The organism is Catellatospora sp. KI3, assembly GCF_029948125.1.
In the GTDB taxonomy this organism is placed as follows: Bacteria; Actinomycetota; Actinomycetes; order Mycobacteriales; family Micromonosporaceae; genus Catellatospora.
Map to the genome: position 1 here is coordinate 1 of NZ_JASAMB010000045.1, position 21,759 is coordinate 21,759.

Sequence of the window (21,759 nt, forward strand, 5' to 3'; positions counted from 1 at the left end):
AACCCGAGGCCACGCGTCCACCGGCGTGGCCCGGCCGGCCGTCGGGGGCGATGATCGCCGTCTGCGGTGACGCACGGCCGTTGGACTGGGCCGAATGACCGCGAGCAACGATCAATTCGCGGTGACCGCCCAAGATCTGCCCCTGCGGTCGGTTCTCGATGACCTCGATGACCTCGATGAACCTCATCGCGCCGAAGCTCGACCGAGCCGCGCAGACAGGCGTCGACGTCCGTGCAGTTTCGGGGAAGTTGCGCGAATGGCGCCCAAGATTCCAGCACTTTCCCCGAAACTGCAGCCTTCGCCGAGCATGGCATGGCGGCGACGGGCCGCGCCCCACGCCTCCGGGGCGGGACCTGTGAGGGTGGGTAGGCGAGGGGGTCAGGAGGCGGCGAGGAGGACTGGGCGGGGGGAGGGGTAGTACGTGCTGTCCGGCGCCTCGGGCGCGGTGTCGGGGCGGAGGCGCTCGAGCACCAGGTAGTTGCCGGAGGCGTACACGTGGCCGAGGGTGTAGGGGAAGGGGTCCTCGTAGTAGAGGTCCAGCGTCGAGCGTGACAGTTCTTTCCCGGTTTCCGCGTTCACCGCGATCAGCGTGTGCTCCGGAGTCACCAGGAGGACCCGATCGCGCGCCCCGGTGGGCAGCAGCGCCGGTGCGGGATCGCCGGGCTGAGGCCGCCAGGTCCAGCGGACTTCGCCGGTGACGGGATCGCGGCCGGTGAGCTCCGTGACGGCGGCCGGGTCCGGTGCGGTGACGACGACCGTGGCGCCCTCAGCGGGCTCGGCGACGACGGCGCCAGGGGCGGCCAGCGGCTCGGACGCGGTCGGTGTGCCAGCCACGGTCTCCGTACCGGAGGTCGCTGCTGGCGGGAGGAGCCAGGCGTGCCGGCCGTCGGTGCCGGTGGTGCGTACGCCGAGGCAGTCGGAGGCGCCGACGGCGCAGGAGACGGGCTCCACCGCGGTGAGGGCGGTCCCCAGTGGCGGCAGGGCGGCACCGGTGTCGGCGGCGTACCGGAGGAGGGTGCCGGTGCAGGTGTCGTGGAGCAGGAACTGCGTGGCCGCGGTGAACGCGGTGCCACGGCAGTCGTCGTCGGCGGGCAGGTCCACGCGCCAGCGTACGGAGCCGGTCGTCGGGTCGTACCCGGTGAGGGTCTTGTCCTTGCTGGTGAGGACGGTCTGGCCGGCGGTGAACAGCCCGGGCGGGTCGTAGACCGTGGCGGCGCCGGTGCGGCGGCCCTGGTAGTCGTCGCCGAGGGTGTCCCCGTGGACCGACCAGAGGGTCCTGCCGGTGTCGGCGTCGGTGCCGAAGAGCATGCCGTCGCTCCAGGAGCTGACGACGACGGGCGGTTCGCCCAGCGCGACGACGCCGACGAGGTCGGCCGGCCAGCGGCGCAGCGACCACAGGGCGCTGGTCTCGTAGTGGAAGTCGGCGGGCCCGTCGGCCCAGACCTGCCGGGGTGCGGCGTGGACGCGGATGCGGTCGCCGACGATCAGCGGGGCGGAGATCAGCGCGCCGAGGGCGCCCGGGGCCGGGATGACGGGTGCGGGCAGCGGTCGGGTCGCCGTGGTGACGACGTCGGTGGGGCGGAACACGCGCCACAGCACGATCCCGCCCCCGGCCACCAGCGCCGCGCAGACCGCGCCGGCGATCACCGCACGCGTGCTACGAGGCAGAGTCCGCCACGCCATCCCGGTCTGCTCCGATGCTCAGCCGAAGTACTTTTCCGCAGCCCGCAGCAGGGCGTCGTTCTCCTCGGCGGTGCCGATGGTGACCCGTACGCCGTCGCCGGCGAACGGCCGCACGATGACGCCCTCGGCCTCGCACACCTGCGCGAACGCGCCCGCCTGGTCGGCCAGCGGCAGCCAGACGAAGTTGGCCTGGCTGTCCGGGATGCTCGGCAGGTGCTCCTGCAGCGCCTTGGTGACCCGGGCCCGTTCGGCGATCACGAGGTCGCAGCGGCGGCGCATCTCGTCCTCGGCTTCGAGCGCGGCCAGCGCGGCGGCCTGCGCGGGCAGGCTGGTCGAGAACGGGGTGACCACCTTGCGTACGGCGTCGGCGACGTCCGGCTGGGCCACCAGGTAGCCGATGCGCAGCCCGGCCAGGCCCCAGGCCTTGCTGAGGGTGCGCAGGACCGCGACGTTGGGGCGGTCGCCGTACACCTCGACGCCGTCGGGGACCTCGGGATCGGTGACGAACTCCTTGTACGCCTCGTCGAGCACGACCAGCACGTCCTCGGGCACCCGGGCCAGGAACGCGTCGATCTCGGCGCGGCGCACGCTGGTGCCGGTCGGGTTGTTCGGGTTGCAGACCAGGATCAGGCGGGTGCGGTCGGTGATCGCCGCGGCCATCGCGTCCAGGTCGTGGCCGTGCACCTCGGTGTTGGGCACCTTGACCGAGGTGGCACCGGTGGTGGCGGCGATGATCGGGTACGCCTCGAACGAGCGCCACGAGTAGAGCAGCTCGTCGCCGGGCACGCAGGTGGCGCGGACCAGGTGCTCGGCCAGCGCGACCGAGCCGCAGCCGGTGACGACCCGCTCGGCGGGCACCCCTAGCCGCTTGGCGAACTTGTCGCGCAGCGCGCCGACGCCCATGTCCGGGTAGCGGTGCACGTTGGCGACCGCTTCGGCGACCGCCTCGGCGACGCCGGGCAGCGGGCCGTACGGGACCTCGTTGCTGGCCAGCTTGATCGCGCCGGGGACGGAGCGGCCGGGCACGTAGTTGGGCAGGGCGGCGAGGTCGGGGCGGGTGAGGCTCCGCTTGGTCATCAGGCACCTCTCTTCTTGGGACGGGCTGCGTCGGGCAGTTGGACCACGTACGTGCCGGCCGAGCGGTCGTGCCAGGCCATGCGCTGCCGCCGGTCCATCAGCATCAGCACGACGTCGAGGATCTGCGGGATCACGAAGAAGATCAGGCAGCAGGGGATGAGCAGCAGCGGGAGCGCCAGCGGGGTCCAGCGGCGCCAGGCGCGGCCCATGCCCAGCGGCTGCAGGTTCTCCACCGGCACGACCTTGATGCGCATGATCCGCTTGCCGAAGGTCTGGCCCGAGTGGGCCGTCGCGGGCACCTCGTAGGCGAACCACAGGCCCAGCGCGATGAAGATGATGACCAGGAACAGCCCGTCCAGCTGCGCGGGTCGGGCCACGTCGGTGACCTGGCCGCCGTCGAGCGCCTTCTGGAACGCCGAGCGCATGTACGGCACGAACTCGCGCAGCCACAGGTACACGAACCAGCCGTTGACGACGATGTTGAGGCCGAGCACGGCCAGGAAGTCGACGAGCCGGGCGCCGAGGCGTACGCCGGGGGAGGCCAGGGGCATGCCGTGCGGGCGTACCGGCGTCGTCGGGACGGGGTGCGGCCAGCCCGGCGGCAGCGGGCGTGCCCCGGGGCCGCCGCCCGGCCCGGTGCCGAACGGGGGCGGGGGGAACACCGGCGGGGTGACTCCGTCCCGGGACGAGCTGACCCCGCCGGGCTGGGGCGCGACGACGGGCGGCGGCGGGGGCGGCGGCGCCGGTTCGGGCTCCGGCGGGCCGTCGGGCGCGACGGCGTCGGCGGGCAGGGCCGCACCGACCCAGCCCTCACCGTCCCAGTAGCGCTGCGTACTGGGATCGGCAGGGTCCTTGTACCACCCGGGGCTGATCGTCATGACTGCTATTTAACCGACCTTCACCACGACCGTCTGCGCCGCCTTGTCATGCAGGCACTGCTGCAGCGGCTTGTCCCACAGTTGCCAGAATCCGTCGAGGTAGTTGAACAGCGGCACCAGCGCCGCGGCCAGGTGCTGCACGGCCCACCGCTTGGTCAGGTCGCCCCGGGTCAGCTGCCGCGTCGGGTCGACCGGCGCGACGGCCAGCTTCACCAGCTTCTTACCCAGCGTGCGCCCGCCGGTGTGCAGCTGGTACTCCACGTAGTAGAGGTAGGTGAACAGCAGCATGAGCACGATCGCGCCGCCCATGAGGGCGAACATCGTCCCCATCGCCGCGAGCATCTCGCCCGGGGGAAGCTCGCCGTTCGGCTGGGCCTTCGACGTGAGGTCGAACATGCGGGTGAACCAGAAGATCATGATCGGCACGATGAGGATCATGTTCAGCACCGAGTAGAGCGCGAGGTCGATCAGGTAGGCGCCGAGGCGCTGGCCGAAGCTCGCCAGGAGCGCGCCGTTGGGTGCGAGCGGGACCAGCATCGGGGTCCAGGCGCCGGGCGGTGCGGGCGGCGGGGTCCAGCTGCCGGGCGGCGGGCCCCACGGCGGCGGGGCCTGGTGCGGGATGCCGGGCGGCGGGGTGGTCAGCGGCGGTCGTACGACGCCCGGTTGGTCAGGGGTCGGACCGGGGGGTACGGGGGTGGTCATGCGAGACATCCTTCCACGTCAACGCCGCTGGGGCGGCCCGGCGGTCAGGTGCCAGCGGACAGCGGACGAGCCGGCCCCCCAGCTCTGGAATGGGGCCGGCCCGCCGCAGCTCCGCTGGCTGCTCGCCGCGTTAAGAAGGGGCCCTTCTGCTACGGAAAGCGATAAGAAGGGGCCCTTCCTTGCCTCGGTCAGAGGTTGCCACCTCCCGGTCAGAGGTTGCCGCGGGTTTCCTGCTCGCGTTCGATGGCTTCGAAGAGGGCTTTGAAGTTGCCCTTGCCGAAGCCGAGTGAGCCGTGCCGTTCGATCAGCTCGAAGAAGACGGTCGGCCGGTCCTGCACCGGCTTGGTGAAGATCTGCAGCAGGTAGCCGTCCTCGTCCCGGTCGACCAGGATCCGGCGCGCCTTGAGCTCCTCGATCGGCACGCGGACGTGGCCGATGCGGGCGCGCAGCTCCGGGTCGTCGTAGTACGAGTCCGGGGTGGCCAGGAACTCCACGCCCGCGGCGCGCATCGCGTCGACGGTGGCCAGGATGTCGTTGGTGGCCAGCGCGATGTGCTGGGCGCCGGGGCCGCCGTAGAACTCCAGGTACTCGTCGATCTGGGACTTCTTGCGGGCGATGGCGGGCTCGTTGAGCGGGAACTTCACCTTGCGGGTGCCGTTGGCGACGACCTTGCTCATCAGCGCCGAGTAGTCGGTGGCGATGTCGTCGCCGATGAACTCGGCCATGTTCGTGAAGCCCATGACGCGGTGGTAGAACTCCACCCACTCGTCCATCTTGCCGAGCTCGACGTTGCCGACGACGTGGTCGACGGCCTGGAAGAAGCGCTTGGGTGAGCCGCCCGCGATCGCGGCGGAGCGGTCGACGATCGGGTCGGCGGCGACGAAGCCGGGCTCGAACGGGCCGTGGTAGTTCGACCGGTCGATCAGGGTGTGCCGGGTGTCGCCGTAGGCGGCGATGGCGGCGACGCGGATCGTGCCGTTGGCGTCGGTCAGGTCGACCGGGGCCTGCAGGCCGGTGGCGCCGTGCTCGGTCGCGTACGCGTAGGCGGCGTCGACGTCGGGGACCTCGAGCGCGATGTCGGTGACGCCGTCGCCGTGCCGGGCGTGGTGGTCGGCGCCGGGCGCGGCCGCGTGGACCGCGCCGCGCAGCACGAACCGGGCGCTGCCGGAGGTCAGCACGTACTCGGCGTAGTCGCGGTAGCCCTGCTCGGGGCCGCGGTAGGCGACCAGGGTCATCCCGAACGCGGTCGAGTAGTAGTGGGCCGCCTGCCGGGCGTTGCCGACGAGGAAGGCGAGGTGGTCGACGCCCTTCACCGGGAACGGGTCGTACGAGGGGGCCGTGTGGATGGCGGCCGGGTGAGCGACAGCGGTCATGGCCGAAGAATGGCGCGAGGGCGGTGACCTGGGCAACTGTCAGTACGGGAGCTGATCAGATTGCGCAGAACGACCGGTGGTCTGCCGCATTCGCTGTACAGATTGCCTAGTTATCGTTTCGTTATGGAAGTAGGTAAGGCTTCCTGGGCTCCCGGGAGTATTCCCAGGTGACGAGGGAGACAGGATGAACGACTTCGCGGAGTTCTACCTCAGCGGCAAGGACGCGGTGTTCCGCGCCGTGCTCGCCGCGGGTGGCAACCGCGCGGCGGCCGAGGACGCGGTCGCCGAGGCGTACGCGCGGGCGTGCGCCCGGTGGGCGGTGGTCCGCGAGCACCCCAACCCGACCGGCTGGGTGCTGGTGACCGCGCTGAACGTGCAGCGCTCGGTATGGCGGCGGCTGCGCCGCGAGGTGCTGGGCGACGTACCGGAGCGCGGCACCCAGCGCGAACCGGACGGCGACCTGCGCAAGCTGCTCGCCGCCCTGCCCCGGCGCCAGCGCGAGGTGGTGGCGCTGCGGCTGCTGGCCGACCTGAGCGTCGCCGAGACCGCCGAGCTGCTCGGCATCGCCGAGGGCACCGTGACCGCGCACCTGCACCGCGCCCTGCACTCGCTTCGTCACCAACTCGAGCCCGCCGCCGTCGCGGCGCTGCGCTGCACCCCGGAGGTGGCGTGATGACCGTCGACGACCTGCGCACCAGGCTCACCGAGGAGTACGGGGAGGAGCGCTTCACCATGACGGTGACCGAGATAGAGCAGCGTGCGGGCACCGGTGCCCGGCGGAGGGTGACGGGCTGGGCGGCGGCGGGTATGGCCGCGCTGGCCGCGGTCGCCTTCCTGGTGTGGCCGACCGGCGGCACCGGCATCGTGCAGCCGCTGACCTCGCCGAGCGTCGAACCGACCGGCGGTGGAGAGCCCGCCTGGCACGCCTCGTTCGTGCGGGACTGCGAGCAGAAGTGGCTGGAGCAGGATCGCGGCAGCCTGCCGCCGGAGCTGCGCGACGCGCTGCCCCCGCTGCGCTTCGACGTGAGCCGGGGGGAGTCGGGGATGCGCGTGTTCGCCCCGGCGGACACCGGTTACGTCGTCGAATGCGAGCGGAACGCCCGGCAGACCACCGTCAGTCTGGCCACGGCCGGGCCGCCGTTCGCCCGGCTGCTCGGGGACACGGGGGCCGAGCTGCCCTACTACGGCAGGAGCGGGTTCCCGGACGAGAACGGCGTGCAGCAGGACCCCGACTTCTACATCGGCCGGGTTCCGGCGGGAGTGCGGGAGATCGAGGCGCACGTGGCCGGCGGCGGGATCGTCCAGGGGCTCATCGACGACCGGATGTTCCTGATCTGGGCCCCCGAGGGCGGGCTGCGGGATGCGACGCTGCGCGCCTTCGGCGACGACCGGATGTACATCGCGGGCGGCTCCGAGCAGGTCGACGGCGCGTACCAGGAGCAGACGCTGGCGGCGGCCTGCGGTCGCGGCGCCGCCAGGTTCGGCCGGCTGGGGTTTCCGGACCTGCCGACCCTGCGGATCGGGCTGCGCGCCGGTGACGAAGCCGGTCTCCTCTACGGTGACGAGCACCTGATGGTGGCGTGCATGCGCACGGCTGACGGCTCCGTCACCGTCACGGAGGTGGCGGCGCTGCAGGATCCGAGCAGCACCTGGCATCCGATGCAGTTCAACTACGCCGACCGGGGCGAGCGCGGCTGGCTGCTGGGGCTCGCGCCGGAGGGTGCCGTACAGGCCAGAGCCGTGCTGGACAGCGGCAAGAAGGTCGAGCTGGGGCTGTCGCAGGGCTGGTTCGGCGGCTGGTGGAGCTCGCCGGCGACGGTGGCCGACCGGCCCGCGCTGATCGAGGTGTTCACCCGGACCGAGGTGTGGCAGTGGAAAGGCGGCACGGTCACGCACCGGCCGCGGTGACATGATGGGCCGGTGACCGGCACCGTGGACGAGCTGGACGTACGGCTGATCGACCTGCTGGCCTCGGAGCCGCGGATCGGCGTGCTGGAGGCCTCGCGCCGCCTGCGGGTGGCGCGGGGCACCGTCCAGGCGCGACTGGACCGGCTGGTGGCCCGCGGCGTCATCACCGGGTTCGGGCCGGAGCTGAACCCGGAGGCGATCGGCTACGGGGTGACCGCCTTCGTGACGCTGGAGATCCGGCAGAGCGGCGGGCACGACCCCGTGGCGGCGCACCTGTCGACGATTCCCGAGGTGCTGGAGGCGTACACCATCACCGGCGGCGGAGACCTGCTGTGCCGGATCGTGGCCCGGTCCAATGCCGACCTGCAGCGGGTAATCGACGAGATCGTGGCTTACGACGCGATCCTGCGCGCCTCCACGCTGATCGCCCTGGCGGAGCAGCTGCCGTACCGGACGCTGCCGCTGGTGCGTAAAGCCGCCCGACACGGATAGATCGGACACTCACTCACGTTTGATCGTCGGCTGGCTATCCTGGGCGGATGGCCAAGGGGAGGGCCGGCGCCGGTTGGCTCGTCGCGGTGGCCGTGGCGATGACGGTGCTGGTCAGCACCAATGTGTGGAACCCGTTCCCCGATCTGTGGGACTGGATGAGCACCAGCGGTCCCATCGCCGACCCGCCCGCCCGCTGGCAGGAGCGGCTCGGCGGCACCCCGCAGCACGTGACGCTGCTGGAGCAGCACATCGTCGTCGAGCACCGGGACTCGGTCGAGGTGCGCAGCCGTACCACCGGCCGCCGGCTCTGGCAGACGCCCGCCGACTGGGCCGCCGTGGCCGGGCCGCCCGGCCGGACCGTCGTCGTGGCGGGCAAGCTGCTGGTCAAGGGGTACCAGGTGATCGACCCGGCGACCGGGGCGGTGCTGCGCCGCGACGACCGGGCCGCGGCCGTGTGGACGTTCTCCGACTACCTGCTGGACGTCGCGTGCCGTACCCCCAAGAACTGCGAGCTGACCGCCCGCGAACCCGCCAGCGGCGACGAGCGCTGGCATGTCGGGCTGCCCGGCATGGGGTTCGTGCTGTTCGCCGACAACCCGGAGCTGTCCGGCAGCGTGCAGCTGGGGGCCGACCGGATCGCCGAGCGGGTCGAGCCGCAGCCGATGCCGCAGCTGCTCGGCTTCCCGATCGACGGCCGGGTGTACGTCGTCGACACCGCGCAGGGCGCGGTGCTGCCGGAGGTCAGCCCCAGCCGCCGCGAGCGGATCATCGTGCTGGGCGGCCGGGTCGTGCACAGCGAGGCGGTGCCGCGCGACGGCGGCTGCGGCGTGACCGTGATCGGCCGGGACGCGGTCACCGGCGACGAGGTGTGGCGCTGGCGTGACAACCAGCTCGGCACCATCACCGGCGGCGGCTGCGACCAGCGCCACCAGCCCACCGGCTCCGGCGACCTGGTGCTGGCCACCACCCCCGGCGGGCGGCAGGCGCTGCTGGACACCGGCTTCGGGCGCCAGGTGCTGCTGTGCGCGCCGGGCGAACGCGTGGTCGCCGTCGACGGCAACCGGGCGGTGGTCCGCTCGGCCGACGGCGCGAAGTTCACCGGGTACAGCCTGGACCTGGAGTCGGGCGGCAAGCCGAAGGCGCTGTGGAACCGCAAGGTCGACACCGAGGCGTCGGCGGCCGTGCGGGGCAAGGTGGTGGTCGTCGTCGACCGCGGACCCGACCGGGTCATCGTGCTCGACGCCACCAGCGGCAAGGTCCGCCGCCAGGTCGACACCGAGGCCGACGTGCTCGCCGCCGACGCGAACGGGCTGCTCCTGGGGCAGCGGCGTGATCTCGGTTACCTGGCGTTCGATTAGGCAGAGCGCGAATTCAGCCCATGGGCGACCCGTGAGTACGCTTTTGCCCATGACCGACTTCGCCTACTCCTCCCTGCTGCCCCTGGGCGCGGACACCACCGACTACCGGCTCGTCACCGACGAGGGTGTGGACGTCGTCAGCGGGCCGGGTGGGCGCAAGTTCCTGACCGTCGAGCCGGAGATCCTCACCCAGCTCACCGCCGAGGCGATGCACGACATCGCCCACTACCTGCGCCCCGCGCACCTCACCCAGCTGCGGGCGATCCTCGACGACCCGCTGTCGTCGGCCAACGACCGCTTCGTCGCGCTGGACCTGCTGCGCAACGCCAACATCGCCGCGGGCGGCGTGCTGCCCATGTGCCAGGACACCGGCACCGCGATCGTGATGGGCAAGCGCGGCCGCCACGTGCTGACCGACGGCGCCGACGAAGCCGCCATCGCGCGCGGGGTGTACGAGGCGTACACCAAGCTCAACCTGCGTTACTCGCAGCTCGCCCCGCTGACCGTGTGGGACGAGCGCAACACCGGCACCAACCTGCCCGCGCAGATCGAGCTCTACGCCGAGGACCCGGACGGGCACGCCGACGCGTACAAGTTCCTGTTCATGGCCAAGGGCGGCGGCAGCGCCAACAAGTCGTACCTCTACCAGGAGACCAAGGCGCTGCTGAACCCCGCCTCGTTCATCCGGTTCCTGGACGAGAAGCTGCGGCTCATCGGCACCAGCGCCTGCCCGCCGTACCACCTGGCGATCGTCATCGGCGGCACCTCGGCCGAGCACGCGCTCAAGACCGCCAAGCTGGCCTCGGCGAAGTACCTGGACAACCTGCCCGGCGAGGGCAGCATGCTGGCGCACGGCTTCCGCGACGTGGAACTGGAGGCCGAGGTGCTGGAGCTGACCCGCAGCTTCGGTATCGGCGCGCAGTTCGGCGGCCGCTACTTCTGCCACGACGTGCGCGTCATCCGCCTGCCCCGGCACGGCGCGTCGTGCCCGGTCGCCATCGCGGTCTCCTGCTCCGCCGACCGCCAGGCCGTCGCCAAGATCACCCCCTCGGGGGTATGGCTGGAGCGCCTCGAAACCGACCCGGCCCGCTTCCTGCCCGACACCACCGCCGAGGACCTGTCGGCGGCCGCCTCCGCCGACGGCGACGTGGTCAAGGTCGACCTCAACCAGCCCATGGCGGCCATCCGCGAGCAGCTGTCGCAGTACCCGGTGAAGACCCGGCTCTCGCTGACCGGCCCGCTGGTCGTGGCCCGCGACATCGCCCACGCGAAGATCGCCGAGCGGCTGGACGCGGGCGAGCCGATGCCGCAGTACCTGCGCGACCACGCCGTCTACTACGCCGGCCCGGCCAAGACCCCGGAGGGCTTCGCCTCGGGCTCGTTCGGCCCCACCACCGCGGGCCGCATGGACGCGTACGTGGAGAAGTTCCAGGCGGCCGGCGGCTCGTACGTCATGCTCGCCAAGGGCAACCGCAGCGGCCAGGTCACCAAGGCCTGCCAGGCCTACGGCGGCTTCTACCTCGGCTCGATCGGCGGCCCGGCCGCCCGGCTGGCCCAGGACTGCATCAAGCGCGTCGAGGTGCTGGAGTACGCCGAGCTGGGCATGGAAGCGGTGTGGAAGATCGAGGTCGAGGACTTCCCGGCCTTCATCGTCGTCGACGACAAGGGCAATGACTTCTTCGCCGAAACCTCCAAGCCCAACCCCCTGCTGGCCATCGGCCGCCGCTGACCGTCGGCCCCGCGTCCAGGGGTTCTTCGTTCAAGATCGCCGTCAGCGGTCACTTCCTCCGGCTCAGCCGCAGCAAGTGACCGCTGACGGCGTTCAACGTGAACCAAGGCCGGGGTGCAGCTGTGGATCCGCCTGTGGATAACCGCCACAGGGCTGTGGACAAGGTGTGGGCAACCTGTGGACGGCGGGTTATCCACACTGTGGATACGCAGTTCACGGGTTTATCCACAGGGTGGCGGACAGCCGATACCGGCGCCGCGGGCGGGGGTCAGGCGAGGGCGGTGGTGAGGGTGTGGGCGGCGGCGACGACCAGGGGGCCGACCGTGGCGGGGTCGAGCGGGGCCAGGGCGACCACGCCCACGCTCGCGCGCAGGCCCTCGACGTCGCGCACCGGCGCGGCGATGCCGTACGCCCCCGGCTGGAGTTCGCCCGACGACACCGTCCAGCCTTCGTGCGCGTCGAGGATCGCCCGGCCGGCGGCGCCGGCGGCGAGCGGGTGGCGGGAGCCGGTGCGGTAGGCGACGTGGAAGACCGTCGAGCTCGGCTCGACCACCGCGACCGCGACCGCCTCGTCCCCGTCGGCCACGGTCAGGTGGGCGGTCGCGTGCACCTGGTCGGCCAGCTTGCGCAGCGCGGGCACGGCCGCGTCGGCCAGCAGCGGCTGCGCCCGGCGCGCCAGGTGCAGCAGCCCCAGCCCCAGCTTCAGCCGCCCGGCGGCGTCGCGCCGGATCAGCGCGTGCTCGGCCAGCGTGGTGGCCAGGCGGTACACCACCGCACGGCCGACACCGAGCCGGGTCGCCGCCTCGGTGACGGTGAGTCCGCCGGGGGTGTCGGCGACCAGCGTCAGCAGTCGCAGCCCCCGGTCGAGCGTCTGCGCGGTGTCCACCTCCCCACCCTACCGAGGTAAGGAAGGGCCCCTTCTTATCGCATTCCGTAGAGGAAGGGTCCCTTCCTTACCCCCGGAGGGGTGAGGGGTGGGCGGGGGTGGGCGCGTTTCTGGGCTGAGCAGGTGGTATCCGCTAACGTGTACCGATGATCACGACCGTTGCCTTCGATGCTGATGACACGCTGGTGGACATCGTGGCGGGGGTGAACGCCGGACTCGCCGCGGTGGTGGCCGCCGTCGGCGAGCCGAGTCTGAGCGTGGCCGGGTTCCGGGCCGACGCCGACGACTGCTGGCTGCGCATGGCCGACCAGCCCGCCACGCTCATCCGGGAGACGGCGCTGCGGATCACCCTCGACCGCGTCGGCCGGGGCGACGAGACCCCGCGCCTGCTCGACCTGTTCTTCGAGGTGCGGTTCGCCAACTCGCGCCCGTTCCCGGGGGTGCTCGACGTGCTGGCCAAGCTGCGCAGCGAGTACCAGCTGGGGTACGGCACCAACGCCAACAGCGAGGCGGCCCGGTGCGGGCTGGGCGGCCTGTTCGCGTTCGAGCTGTACGCGCTGCGCGGCGGAGTGCCGAAGAAGCCCGCGGCCGGGTTCTTCGAGGCGCTGCTCGCGGCGGCGGGGGCGCGGCCCGGCGAGGTGGTCTACGTCGGCGACTCCTACGACCACGACGTCGTCGGCGCGGCGGGCGCCGGTCTGCGTACCGTCTGGCTCAACCGCACCGGCGCCCCCGTGCCCGGCCCGGTCCGCCCGGATGCGATCGTCGCGGACCTGGCCCGGCTGCCCGCGGTGATCGCGGACCTGAAAGCCGCCTGAACTGCGCAGACGATCGCGTCACAGCCCGCTGCCCGGGGTTGCGGCGGCGTGCCAGGATGCCGGGCATGTCGGGGCGGGCGAGCGGGGCGGACGGCCGGGAATGGTGGGTCGGCCGGCGCTGGCTGCCCTGGAAGCCGAAGGCCCGCGATTTCGGCCCCGGCGACAGCGGCTTGATGGAGTTCGGCAGCGTCGACCTGGGTGACCATCCGGTCGGCTGCGCGATCGCGATCGCTGTCGGCCTGCTGGTGCTGGCCTTCCCGTTCCTGCTCGCGCTGGCGATCTTCGTGACCGAGTGGCTGATCGTGCTCCTGCTGCTGCCGCTGTTCGTGCTGATCCGGACGCTGTTCGGGGTGCCGTGGCGGGTGGTGGGGCGCGGCAGGTCGCCCGACGGGCGGCGCTGGCGCTACTACACCCAGGTCCAGGGCTGGCGGGGCTCGGGCGAGCTGATCGACCGGGCGCTGGCGGACATCCGGGTGTACGGCGAGCCGCGCTGCCTCGGCGCGTTCCAGCTCGACGAGGCGCCCCGCGGCGGTAGGAGCTCAGGCTCGCCCGAGCGGCTGCTGGCGGCCGTGCGGGCGGGCGAACCGCTGCACCTGGCGGCCGCGGTGTACGGCACCGGCTCCCGCTACGCCCGCGACGGCTGGCTCGAGGGGACCCTGCGCGCCGACGCGGACTCCGTCGAGCTGTCCCAGGGCGGCGCCGGAGCGTCGCGCCGCCTGATCCCGGTGCGGGGCAGCACCCCGGAGGAGGCGCCGTCCGGGCCGGGCGGTTCCCGGCCGGCGATCGGGTTCACCGCCGCCGACGGGCGGCTGTACCGCATCGCCGCTGATGACAGATACCTGCCCGCGCTGCGGTGGCTGCAGTCGCAATGGAGTCGCGAAGGATGACTATCCTTATCGGGTGACGTTGAGACTCTTTGACACCGCGACCAGACAGGTGCGCGACTTCGTGCCGCGCGTTCCCGGTCAGGCCTCGGTGTACCTGTGCGGTCTCACCGTCCAGTCCGGGCCGCACATAGGCCACCTGCGCTCGGGCGTGAACTACGACGTGCTGCGCCGCTGGCTGCTGCACGCGGGGCTGTCGGTGACGTTCGTGCGCAACATCACCGACATCGACGACAAGGTGCTGAAGAAGTCGCTCGAGCAGGGTCGCCCGTTCTGGTCGATCGCGTACGCCAACGAGGTGATCCTCGCCGCGGCGTACCGCAGCCTGAACGTGCTGGCGCCGACGTACGAGCCGCGCGCCACCGGCCACGTGCCGGAGATGCACGAGCTGATCGAGGAGCTGATCAGCCTCGGGTACGCGTACCCGAGCACCGACGGCAGCGGCGACGTGTACTTCTCCGTCGGCTCCTTCGCCGACTATGGCGCCCTGTCGGGCCAGCGCCCCGACGAGATGCAGGCCGCCCCGGACGGGCCGGAGCGGGCCAAGCGCGACCCGCGCGACTTCGCCCTGTGGAAGGGCGCCAAGGCCGAGGAGCCTGACGACGCCGAGTGGCCCTCGCCGTGGGGCCGCGGCCGCCCCGGCTGGCACATCGAGTGCTCGGCCATGGCGCGCCGCTACCTGGGCGCGGAGTTCGACATCCACGGCGGCGGCCTGGACCTGGTCTTCCCGCACCACGAGAACGAGCAGGCCCAGTCGCGCGCGGCCGGGCTGCCGTTCGCGCGGTTCTGGGTGCACCACGGCCTGCTCAACCTCGGCGAGGCCAAGATGAGCAAGTCGCTGGGCAACGTCATCGACCTGGAGGCGGTCACCGAGCGCGGGCTGCGCCCGGCCGACCTGCGCTACTACCTGCTCGCCCCGCACTACCGGGCGCGCATCGACTTCAGCTGGCACGCCCTGGAGGAGGCCGCCACCGCGTACCGGCGGATCGAGGGCTTCGTGCAGCGGGCCACCGAACTCGTCGGGGTGACCGCCCCGACCGTGCTGTGCGCCGAGTTCACCGAGGCGATGGACGACGACCTCAACACCTCGGCCGCCTTCGCGGCGCTGCACGAGGTGGTGCGCGAGGGCAACACCGCGCTGGCCAACGGCGACGCCAAGGCCGCCGCCGGCGCCCTGGGCAGCGTGCGGGCCATGCTCGGCATCCTCGGGCTCGACCCGCAGGACCCCGCCTGGGCCGACACGAAGGCCGGCGACTCACTGCGCGGCACCGTGGACGCGCTGGTGGCACTCGCGCTGGAGCAGCGGACCGCTGCCCGCGCGCGCAAGGACTGGGCCGCCGCGGATGCCGTGCGCGACCAGCTGAAACAGGCCGGAGTGGTGGTCGAGGACACCCCGCACGGTCCACGCTGGACGATCGGAAGTGAACTGTAATGCCGGGCAACTCGCAACGCCGCAACATTCGCCAGGTCAGCAAGAAGACCGCGACCAAGGGGAGCGGCGGCAAGGGCAAGGACACCCTGAAGGGCCGGGGCAAGACCCTGCCCGCCGACGAGCGGCCCTGGCACAAGGGCTACTCCGGCACCGAGAAGGTGCCGTCGAAGACCGCCTGGAAGCAGGACAAGGAGAAGAAGGCCGCCGCGGCCGAGGGGCGTGCCCCGAAGATCGGCAAGCCGGGCAGCAAGGACACCACCTGGGGCCGGGGCGGGACGGGCAAGGGGGCGCCGACGCGGCGTACCGCGCCGGGGCGCGCCACCGCGGCCCGCAGCAGCGGCCCCCGGGTCGCGCCCGGCCGCAAGTCGGCCACGCCCAAGGACGCGCCCGAGCTGCTCGTCGGGCGCAACCCGGTCGTCGAGGCGCTGCGTGCCCACATCCCGGCCACGGCGCTGTACATCGCGCAGGGCATCGACATCGACGACCGGATCACCGAGATCGTGCGCACCTGCGGCGACCGGGGCATCCCGATCCTGGAGATCAGCCGGGCCGAGCTCGACCGCCTCACCGGCGGGGTGATGCACCAGGGCATCGGCGTGCAGGTGCCGCCCTTCGCGTACGAGAGCTTCGAGGACCTGCTCGCCGCCTCGGCGGAGCACCCGGAGCCGCTGCTGGTGGCGCTGGACGGGGTGACCGACCCGCGCAACCTGGGTGCGGTCATCCGGTCGGCGGCCGCGTTCGGCGCGCAGGGCATCTTCGTGCCGGAGCGGCGCGCGGCCGGGATCACCGCCACCGCGTGGCGCACCAGCGCCGGAGCGGCGGCACGGCTGCCGGTCGCGCAGGTGACGAACCTGACCCGGGCGCTGAAGCAGGCGCAGCAGGAGGGGTTCACGGTCGTCGGCCTCGACGCGGACGGGGAGACGGATCTGTACCAGCTGGAGGCTGCGGTCGGGCCGCTGGTGGTGGTGGTCGGGTCGGAGGGGCGCGGGCTCGGGCGGCTGGTCGGGCAGACGTGTGACCTGCGGGTGAGCATTCCGATGGTGTCGGAGGTCGAGTCGCTGAACGCGTCGGTGGCCGCCGCGGTGGCCCTGGCCGAGGTGGCCCGCCGCCGCGCGGCGTGACCTGTTCACGCCCGGTCTTTAATTGACGCTGGCCTATCTGGAAGACGGAAATCGGAAATCCGTCCTCTGGATAGGCCAGTGTCGATGCCAGGTGCGGCGGTGGCAGCCGCTACTCGGGGGCGCGGGTCATGGCGAGGACGTCGAGGGCGGCGTCCAGCTCGGCCTCGGTGAGGCGGCCCGCCTCGACGTGGCCCCGCTCCACGACCACCTGGCGGATGGTCTTGTTCTCCGCCAGCGCCTGCTTGGCGATCGCGGCCGCCTCCTCGTAACCGATGTGCCGGTTCAGCGGGGTCACGATCGAGGGCGAGCCTTCCGCGTACAGGCGGCAGATCTCCTCGTTGGCGGTGAGCCCGAGGACGCAGCGCTGCGCGAACACCCGGGACACGTTGGCCAGCAGGGTGATCGACTCCAGCAGGTTGCGGGCGATCACGGGCAGCATCGTGTTCAGCTCGAAGTCGCCCTGCGACCCCGCGAACGCGATCGTCGCGTCCGCGCCGATCACCTGCGCGCAGACCTGGCGGACCGACTCGCACAGCACCGGGTTCACCTTGCCCGGCATGATCGACGAGCCGGGCTGCAGGTCGGGCAGGTGCACCTCGCTCAACCCGGCCCGCGGACCCGAGCCCATCCAGCGGATGTCGTTGGCGATCTTGTAGAGGCTGACGGCGACCGTACGCAGCTGCCCGGACAGCTCGACCAGGGCGTCGCGGGAGCCGTGCGCCTCGAAGTGGTTCTCCGCCTCGCGCACCGGCAGGCCGGTGTTGTGTGCCAGGTGCACGTACACCTCGTGGCGGAACGCGGCGCTGGCGTTGACGCCGGTGCCGACCGCGGTCCCGCCCAGCGGTAGCTCCGCCACGTGCGGCAGTGTCGCGGCGACCCGCTCGGCGCCCCGCTGCACCTGCTGGGCGTAGCCGGAGAACTCCTGCCCCAGCGTCACCGGGGTCGCGTCCATGAGGTGCGTCCGCCCCGACTTCACCACGTGCGCGAACTGGGCCGCCTTCAGCTTCAGCGCCTCGTGCAGCTCCAGCAGGGCCGGGCGCAGCTCGTCGGCGATGAGGCGCAGCGCGGCGAGGTGGATCGCCGACGGGAACACGTCGTTGCTCGACTGCGAGGCGTTGACCTGATCGTTCGGGTGCACCGGCCGACCCAGCGCCTGCCCGGCCAGCCGGGCCAGCACCTCGTTCAGGTTCATGTTGGTGGAGGTGCCCGAACCGGTCTGGAACACGTCCACCGGGAAGTGCCGGGCCAGGTCGCCGTCGATCACCTGCCGGGCCGCCGCCGCGATCGCCTCGGCGGTGTCCCGGTCCAGCACGCCGGTGTCGGCATTCGCCTGCGCGGCCGCCTCCTTGATCTGGGCAAGGGCGATGATCAGGGGGTACGGGAGCCCAGTGCCGGAGATCGGGAAGTTCTCCACCGCCCGCTGGGTCTGGGCGCCCCAGAGCGCGTCGGCGGGCACCCGCACCTCGCCCATCGTGTCGTGCTCGACTCGATACTCGGTCATGCCTACATCCTTACCCGCCGCGCCCGGCGGATACGGAAAGCGCATACGGAAAAAGGGCGGAGCCGGTCGGCTCCGCCCTTTCTACTGGCTACTGCGTCAGATGCGCACGCCGGACGCGGCGTGGAACGCGTGGTGGTGGTCGGCGGCCGGCTTGATGTACACCGTCTCGCCGAGGCTCGGCATCTGGGCGCGGGACGTGGTGACCACGAACCGCTCCTCGCCACCATTGATCGCGGCGTGGCCGTACACGTTGGCGTTGGCGCCCAGGTCCTCGACCAGGTCCACGACGATCGGCAGGCCGCCGTCGCCCGCGCCCACCAGCGCCGAGTCCTCGGGGCGGAAGCCCACGGTGACCTGGCCGTTGCCGCCCTCGGACTGCGCCGCGGCGACCTGCTCACGGGTGAGCGGGAGGACGAGCTGACCGAACACGGCGCCACCGTCGGTGAGCTGCACGGTCTTGATGTTCATGGCCGGCGAGCCGATGAAGCCCGCGACGAAGACGTTGGACGGCCGGTCGTACAGGGCACGCGGGGTGTCGCACTGCTGCAGCACACCGTCGAGCATCACGGCGACGCGGTGACCCATGGTCATGGCCTCGACCTGGTCGTGCGTCACGTACACCGTGGTGATGCCCAGCTGCGACTGCAGGGTGGCGATCTGCGAACGGGTCTGCACGCGCAGCTTGGCGTCGAGGTTCGACAGCGGCTCGTCCATGAGGAAGACCTGCGGCTCACGCACGATGGCGCGACCCATGGCGACACGCTGGCGCTGACCGCCGGAGAGCGCCTTCGGCTTGCGGCCCAGGTACTCCTCGAGCTGCAGCATCTGAGCGGCCTTCTTGACCCGGACGTCGATCTCCGACTTCGGGGTCTTGCGCAGCTTGAGCGCGAACGCCATGTTCTCGTACACCGTCATGTGCGGGTAGAGGGCGTAGTTCTGGAAGACCATCGCGATGTCCCGCGACTTCGGCGGGAGGTTCGTGACGTCCTTGTCGTTGATGTAGATCGCGCCCTGGTCGACGTCCTCAAGACCAGCGAGCATGCGCAGGCTGGTGGACTTGCCACAACCGGAGGGGCCGACGAGGACGAGGAACTCGCCGTCGCCGATCTGCAGGTCGAGCTGGTCGACGGCGGCGCGGTCGGTGCCCGGGTAGATCCGGGACGCCTTGGCGTACGTGACGGTAGCCATGGGGGTGCTTCCTTCCACCGGCAGGAACGTGCCGGACGATCCGAGTGAAAGTGAGTACCGTCCGTGTTCACACGGTCGGCGTTCGCCAAAGTAACCCGGTCACGGGCGGTTAACAAGCCCGTGGATCATCAGGTGGAACGCTCCCGCCAGGCAAAACGTACATTAGTGGCATGTAGGGGACGAAACTTCTGGGAATCCGGTGGCGTGGGCGCGGACTTCGACGCGTACCATCGCTGTGAACCTCCACACGGGGTTCATGCCGGCCTGGCGCAATTGGTAGCGCACCCGACTTGTAATCGGAAGGTTGCGGGTTCAAGTCCCGCGGTCGGCTCCATCCCGCATTTCTTGATCGCTGCAGTTTCGGGGAAAGTGCAGCAATCACCACGGTTTTAAGGACAGTTTCCCCGAAACTGCGGCCCCGGCCCCGGCGCCAGCGCCGGCGCCGCCCGTGCGGACCCGCGCGCTGGTCACTTGTCGGCGCGGGCGAGGGTGCGGGTCAGGGCGGGCAGGACCGCGATGGACAGGGCGAAGCCGAACCCCTGCAGGATCATCGCGGCCAGGTACGTGCCGCCGCTCAGTCCGGCGGCCTCCACCAGCCCGAACGGTGACGTCGGCAGGATCGCGTCGATGGCGAGCAGCAGCGCGTTCGCCTCGCTGCTCTTCATGGGGTGCGCCGGTGGGTGGTGACTGAACAGCCAGGTGCCGACGGCGATGGCGGTGAGCAGGCAGGCGAAGGCCCGCGCGGGCACGTAGCCGTACCCGGCGAGGCCGTCGATGAGCAGGCCGGGGATGCGGCGGAGCAGCCCCGGCAGGGTGCCCGACCCGGTGGTGTTCCGCCGCTGGCTGCGCCGCTTGCCGAGCAGGACGATGCGGGCCTCGCGGTCGTGCCCGTTGGCGCGGTAGTACGCGGCGAGCTGCTCGTACATCTGGGGGTGGTAGCCGTCGGTGTCGCGGCGCAGCCAGGTGAGCCGCTGGTGCACCGGCGGGTCGGGGTCCGGGTCGAGGTCGGTGTAGGTGAGGCCGCTCAACCGCATCCGGCTGTGCAGGGCGCCGACCGGGACGCAGAGCCGGCCGATGGTGGCCTGGCGCAGGTCGGTGATGCCGGGCATCCGGTCGGGCAGGATCAGGAAGGCCGCGCTGAGCGACTCGCAGTCGAGTGTGATGTGGGTACGGACCGCGTCGGCCGGCACCGTGAACACGGCCTCCTCGAACGTCGCCCCGCTGAGCGTGGCGTTGGCCAGGCAGACGGTGCCCTCGGCGGTGAAGCCCTGCCCGCACTGCATGATCCGGCCGACGGTCAGGTTGCGGCCGTTGAGCGCCAGGCCCTGCGGGTGCCGCAGCGCCGCACCGGCCAGGGAGAACTGGCCGCCGACGGTGGCGCCGTACAGGTTGACGCCGCCGTCGGCGGTGAAGCCGCCGTAGCAGACCATGTCCATGTCGACGTGCAGGTTCTCGGCGGACAGCGCCTCGCCGCCGGGGTTGTCGAGCTTGGCGCCGACCAGGGACAGGACCCCGCCGACGCGGGCCCCGCTCAGGTCGACCTGGCCGGTCGCGGTGAACCCGCCGTAGCAGTACACGGCCTGGCCGACGGTGATGCTCTGGGCGTGCAGCGCCCGGCCGCCCGGGTTGCTCAGTACGGCGCCGACCAGGGAGAGCTGGCCGTCGACGCGGCTGCCGTACAGGTCGATCGCGCCGGTGACCCGCAGGCCGCGGTAGGCGAGGATGCTCTCCCCGACGGTGAGGTTCTGCGCGTTCAGCGCCAGGCCGCCGGGGCGGTCGAGGGTGGCGTCGAGCATGGACAGCTGGCCGCCGACGCGGGCGCCGCTGAGGTCGATGGTGCCGGCGGCCTTGAACCCGTCGTTGAAGTACACATCCCGCTCGACGACGAGGTTCTGCGCGTTGAAGGCGTACCCGTCGGGGTTGGTGAGCTGGGCGCCGACCAGCGACAGGCGCCCGCCGATCTTGCCGCCGCTGAGCTCGATCGCGCCGTCGGCGGTGAAGCCCTCGTGGCAGATCATGTCGCGGTCGATGGTCAGGTTCTGCGCGTTGATCGCGTACTTCCCGGGGTGGCTCAGTTTCGCCCCGATGAGCAGCAGCATGCCGCCGAGGTGCGCACCGGACAGCGCCATCGAGCCGTCGGCGGTGAACCCGTCGTTGCAGAGCAGGTCCTGGTCGACGACGAGGTTCCAGGCGTTGAGCGCGTCGCCGCCAGGGTTGAGCAGGCGGGTGCCGGTCATGGACAGCTGGCCGGCGATCCGGGCGCCGTTGAGGTCGAGCTCGCCCTCGACCCGGCTGCCGGACAGGTGCGCGGGGCCGGAGGTCTGCAGGCCGTGCGCGGTCAGGCCGGGCAGGCGGCAGCCGGTCAGCGCGATGCCCTTGGTGTACGCGTCGGCGAGGTCGGGCGTCCCGTCCAGCCAGCACCGGTCCAGGTGCAGCTCGTGTGACGTGTCGCCGCCGTTGAGGTCGAGTTCGCCGGTGACCATCGCACCGGCCAGCCTGACCTTCGCGATGTAGCCCGGCTCGACGTCCCGTACGCCGAGCAGCAGCCGGGCGATCAGCTCGGCGCGCACGGTCCGGTCGGCGCCCCAGGACTGCGGGTCGAAGCCGTCCTCGGCGGGCTCGCCGGGGCCGAGGTTCACCATGGTGCCCGCGCCGAACGCGTCCCAGAGTGCCCGTTCGGCCTCGTTTACCAGCTCGTCCCTGTCCACTGGCGCCCCTCCCCGAGCGAAAGT

The 21,759-nt window shown here is 71.8% G+C and carries 19 protein-coding genes and 1 tRNA gene; 10 read left to right on the forward strand and 10 right to left on the reverse strand.

Going from position 1 to position 21,759, the window contains the following annotated elements:
- From QEZ54_RS35255 to hppD, 6 genes are all read right to left on the reverse strand, one after another.
- On the reverse strand, nt 1-187 hold a 187-nt coding region (locus QEZ54_RS35255; RefSeq protein ID WP_281309127.1), incomplete at its 3' end, for a hypothetical protein.
- 191 nt (nt 188-378) lie between these two features.
- Complete coding sequence (locus tag QEZ54_RS35260) at nt 379-1,647, reverse strand: PQQ-binding-like beta-propeller repeat protein (protein WP_281309128.1); 1,269 nt, start codon at nt 1,645-1,647, stop codon at nt 379-381.
- A 54-nt stretch (nt 1,648-1,701) separates the two neighbouring features.
- Nucleotides 1,702-2,760 (reverse strand): histidinol-phosphate transaminase, encoded by a 1,059-nt coding sequence (hisC, locus tag QEZ54_RS35265; RefSeq protein WP_281309129.1) that lies wholly within the window; start codon nt 2,758-2,760, stop codon nt 1,702-1,704.
- Nucleotides 2,760-3,638 carry an RDD family protein gene (locus tag QEZ54_RS35270; RefSeq protein WP_281309130.1) on the reverse strand — a complete coding sequence of 293 codons (879 nt, stop codon included), beginning with the start codon at nt 3,636-3,638 and terminating at the stop codon, nt 2,760-2,762. Before QEZ54_RS35270 ends, hisC begins: the two co-directional genes overlap by 1 nt.
- 9 nt (nt 3,639-3,647) lie before the next feature.
- Nucleotides 3,648-4,340, reverse strand: a complete 693-nt coding sequence (locus QEZ54_RS35275; protein ID WP_281309131.1) for an RDD family protein — start codon at nt 4,338-4,340, stop codon at nt 3,648-3,650.
- Nucleotides 4,341-4,549: 209 nt separating this feature from the next.
- On the reverse strand, nt 4,550-5,713 hold the full coding sequence (hppD, locus tag QEZ54_RS35280; protein ID WP_281309132.1) for a 4-hydroxyphenylpyruvate dioxygenase: 1,164 nt from the start codon (nt 5,711-5,713) through the stop codon (nt 4,550-4,552).
- Nucleotides 5,714-5,897: 184 nt separating this feature from the next.
- Between hppD and QEZ54_RS35285 the strand changes: the two genes are divergently transcribed.
- From QEZ54_RS35285 to QEZ54_RS35305, 5 genes are read left to right on the forward strand one after another with little or no spacing between them, the layout of a single operon-like run.
- Complete coding sequence (locus tag QEZ54_RS35285; RefSeq protein ID WP_281309133.1) at nt 5,898-6,386, forward strand: sigma-70 family RNA polymerase sigma factor; 489 nt, start codon at nt 5,898-5,900, stop codon at nt 6,384-6,386.
- Complete coding sequence (locus QEZ54_RS35290) at nt 6,386-7,621, forward strand: hypothetical protein (protein WP_281309134.1); 1,236 nt, start codon at nt 6,386-6,388, stop codon at nt 7,619-7,621. The genes QEZ54_RS35285 and QEZ54_RS35290 overlap by 1 nt, the downstream gene beginning before the upstream one ends.
- 12 nt (nt 7,622-7,633) lie before the next feature.
- On the forward strand, nt 7,634-8,113 hold the full coding sequence (locus QEZ54_RS35295) for an Lrp/AsnC family transcriptional regulator (RefSeq protein WP_281309135.1): 480 nt from the start codon (nt 7,634-7,636) through the stop codon (nt 8,111-8,113).
- 47 nt (nt 8,114-8,160) lie between these two features.
- Complete coding sequence (locus QEZ54_RS35300) at nt 8,161-9,471, forward strand: PQQ-binding-like beta-propeller repeat protein (protein WP_281309136.1); 1,311 nt, start codon at nt 8,161-8,163, stop codon at nt 9,469-9,471.
- Nucleotides 9,472-9,520: 49 nt separating this feature from the next.
- Nucleotides 9,521-11,200, forward strand: a complete 1,680-nt coding sequence (locus tag QEZ54_RS35305; RefSeq protein ID WP_281309137.1) for a fumarate hydratase — start codon at nt 9,521-9,523, stop codon at nt 11,198-11,200.
- A gap of 268 nt (nt 11,201-11,468) precedes the next feature.
- On the opposite strand, the gene QEZ54_RS35310 is transcribed toward QEZ54_RS35305, so the two are convergent.
- Nucleotides 11,469-12,086, reverse strand: coding sequence for a helix-turn-helix domain-containing protein (locus QEZ54_RS35310; RefSeq protein ID WP_281309138.1), 618 nt, complete (start codon nt 12,084-12,086; stop codon nt 11,469-11,471).
- 146 nt (nt 12,087-12,232) lie between these two features.
- On the opposite strand from QEZ54_RS35310, the gene QEZ54_RS35315 reads away from it, so the two are divergent.
- The 4 genes from QEZ54_RS35315 (at nt 12,233) to rlmB (ending at nt 16,338) form a co-directional block, all read left to right on the forward strand.
- Complete coding sequence (locus QEZ54_RS35315; RefSeq protein WP_281309139.1) at nt 12,233-12,901, forward strand: HAD family hydrolase; 669 nt, start codon at nt 12,233-12,235, stop codon at nt 12,899-12,901.
- A 65-nt stretch (nt 12,902-12,966) separates the two neighbouring features.
- On the forward strand, nt 12,967-13,788 hold the full coding sequence (locus QEZ54_RS35320) for a hypothetical protein (RefSeq protein ID WP_281309140.1): 822 nt from the start codon (nt 12,967-12,969) through the stop codon (nt 13,786-13,788).
- Between the two features lie 13 nt (nt 13,789-13,801).
- Complete coding sequence (gene cysS, locus QEZ54_RS35325) at nt 13,802-15,217, forward strand: cysteine--tRNA ligase (RefSeq protein ID WP_281309141.1); 1,416 nt, start codon at nt 13,802-13,804, stop codon at nt 15,215-15,217.
- Nucleotides 15,217-16,338, forward strand: a complete 1,122-nt coding sequence (rlmB, locus tag QEZ54_RS35330) for a 23S rRNA (guanosine(2251)-2'-O)-methyltransferase RlmB (RefSeq protein WP_281309142.1) — start codon at nt 15,217-15,219, stop codon at nt 16,336-16,338. Before cysS ends, rlmB begins: the two co-directional genes overlap by 1 nt.
- A gap of 109 nt (nt 16,339-16,447) precedes the next feature.
- Here the strand turns inward: rlmB and QEZ54_RS35335 are convergent, their stop codons facing one another.
- Both QEZ54_RS35335 and ugpC read right to left on the reverse strand, forming a co-directional pair.
- Nucleotides 16,448-17,839: a class II fumarate hydratase gene (locus QEZ54_RS35335; RefSeq protein WP_281309143.1), complete on the reverse strand. Its 1,392-nt coding sequence runs from the start codon at nt 17,837-17,839 to the stop codon at nt 16,448-16,450.
- 96 nt (nt 17,840-17,935) lie between these two features.
- Nucleotides 17,936-19,027, reverse strand: coding sequence for a sn-glycerol-3-phosphate ABC transporter ATP-binding protein UgpC (gene ugpC / locus QEZ54_RS35340; RefSeq protein WP_281309144.1), 1,092 nt, complete (start codon nt 19,025-19,027; stop codon nt 17,936-17,938).
- Between the two features lie 258 nt (nt 19,028-19,285).
- Here ugpC and QEZ54_RS35345 point away from each other — a divergent pair.
- Nucleotides 19,286-19,361 (forward strand) — tRNA-Thr (locus tag QEZ54_RS35345).
- A 133-nt stretch (nt 19,362-19,494) separates the two neighbouring features.
- On the opposite strand, the gene QEZ54_RS35350 is transcribed toward QEZ54_RS35345, so the two are convergent.
- Nucleotides 19,495-21,735: a hypothetical protein gene (locus tag QEZ54_RS35350; RefSeq protein WP_281309145.1), complete on the reverse strand. Its 2,241-nt coding sequence runs from the start codon at nt 21,733-21,735 to the stop codon at nt 19,495-19,497.
- Nucleotides 21,736-21,759: the final 24 nt, after the last annotated feature.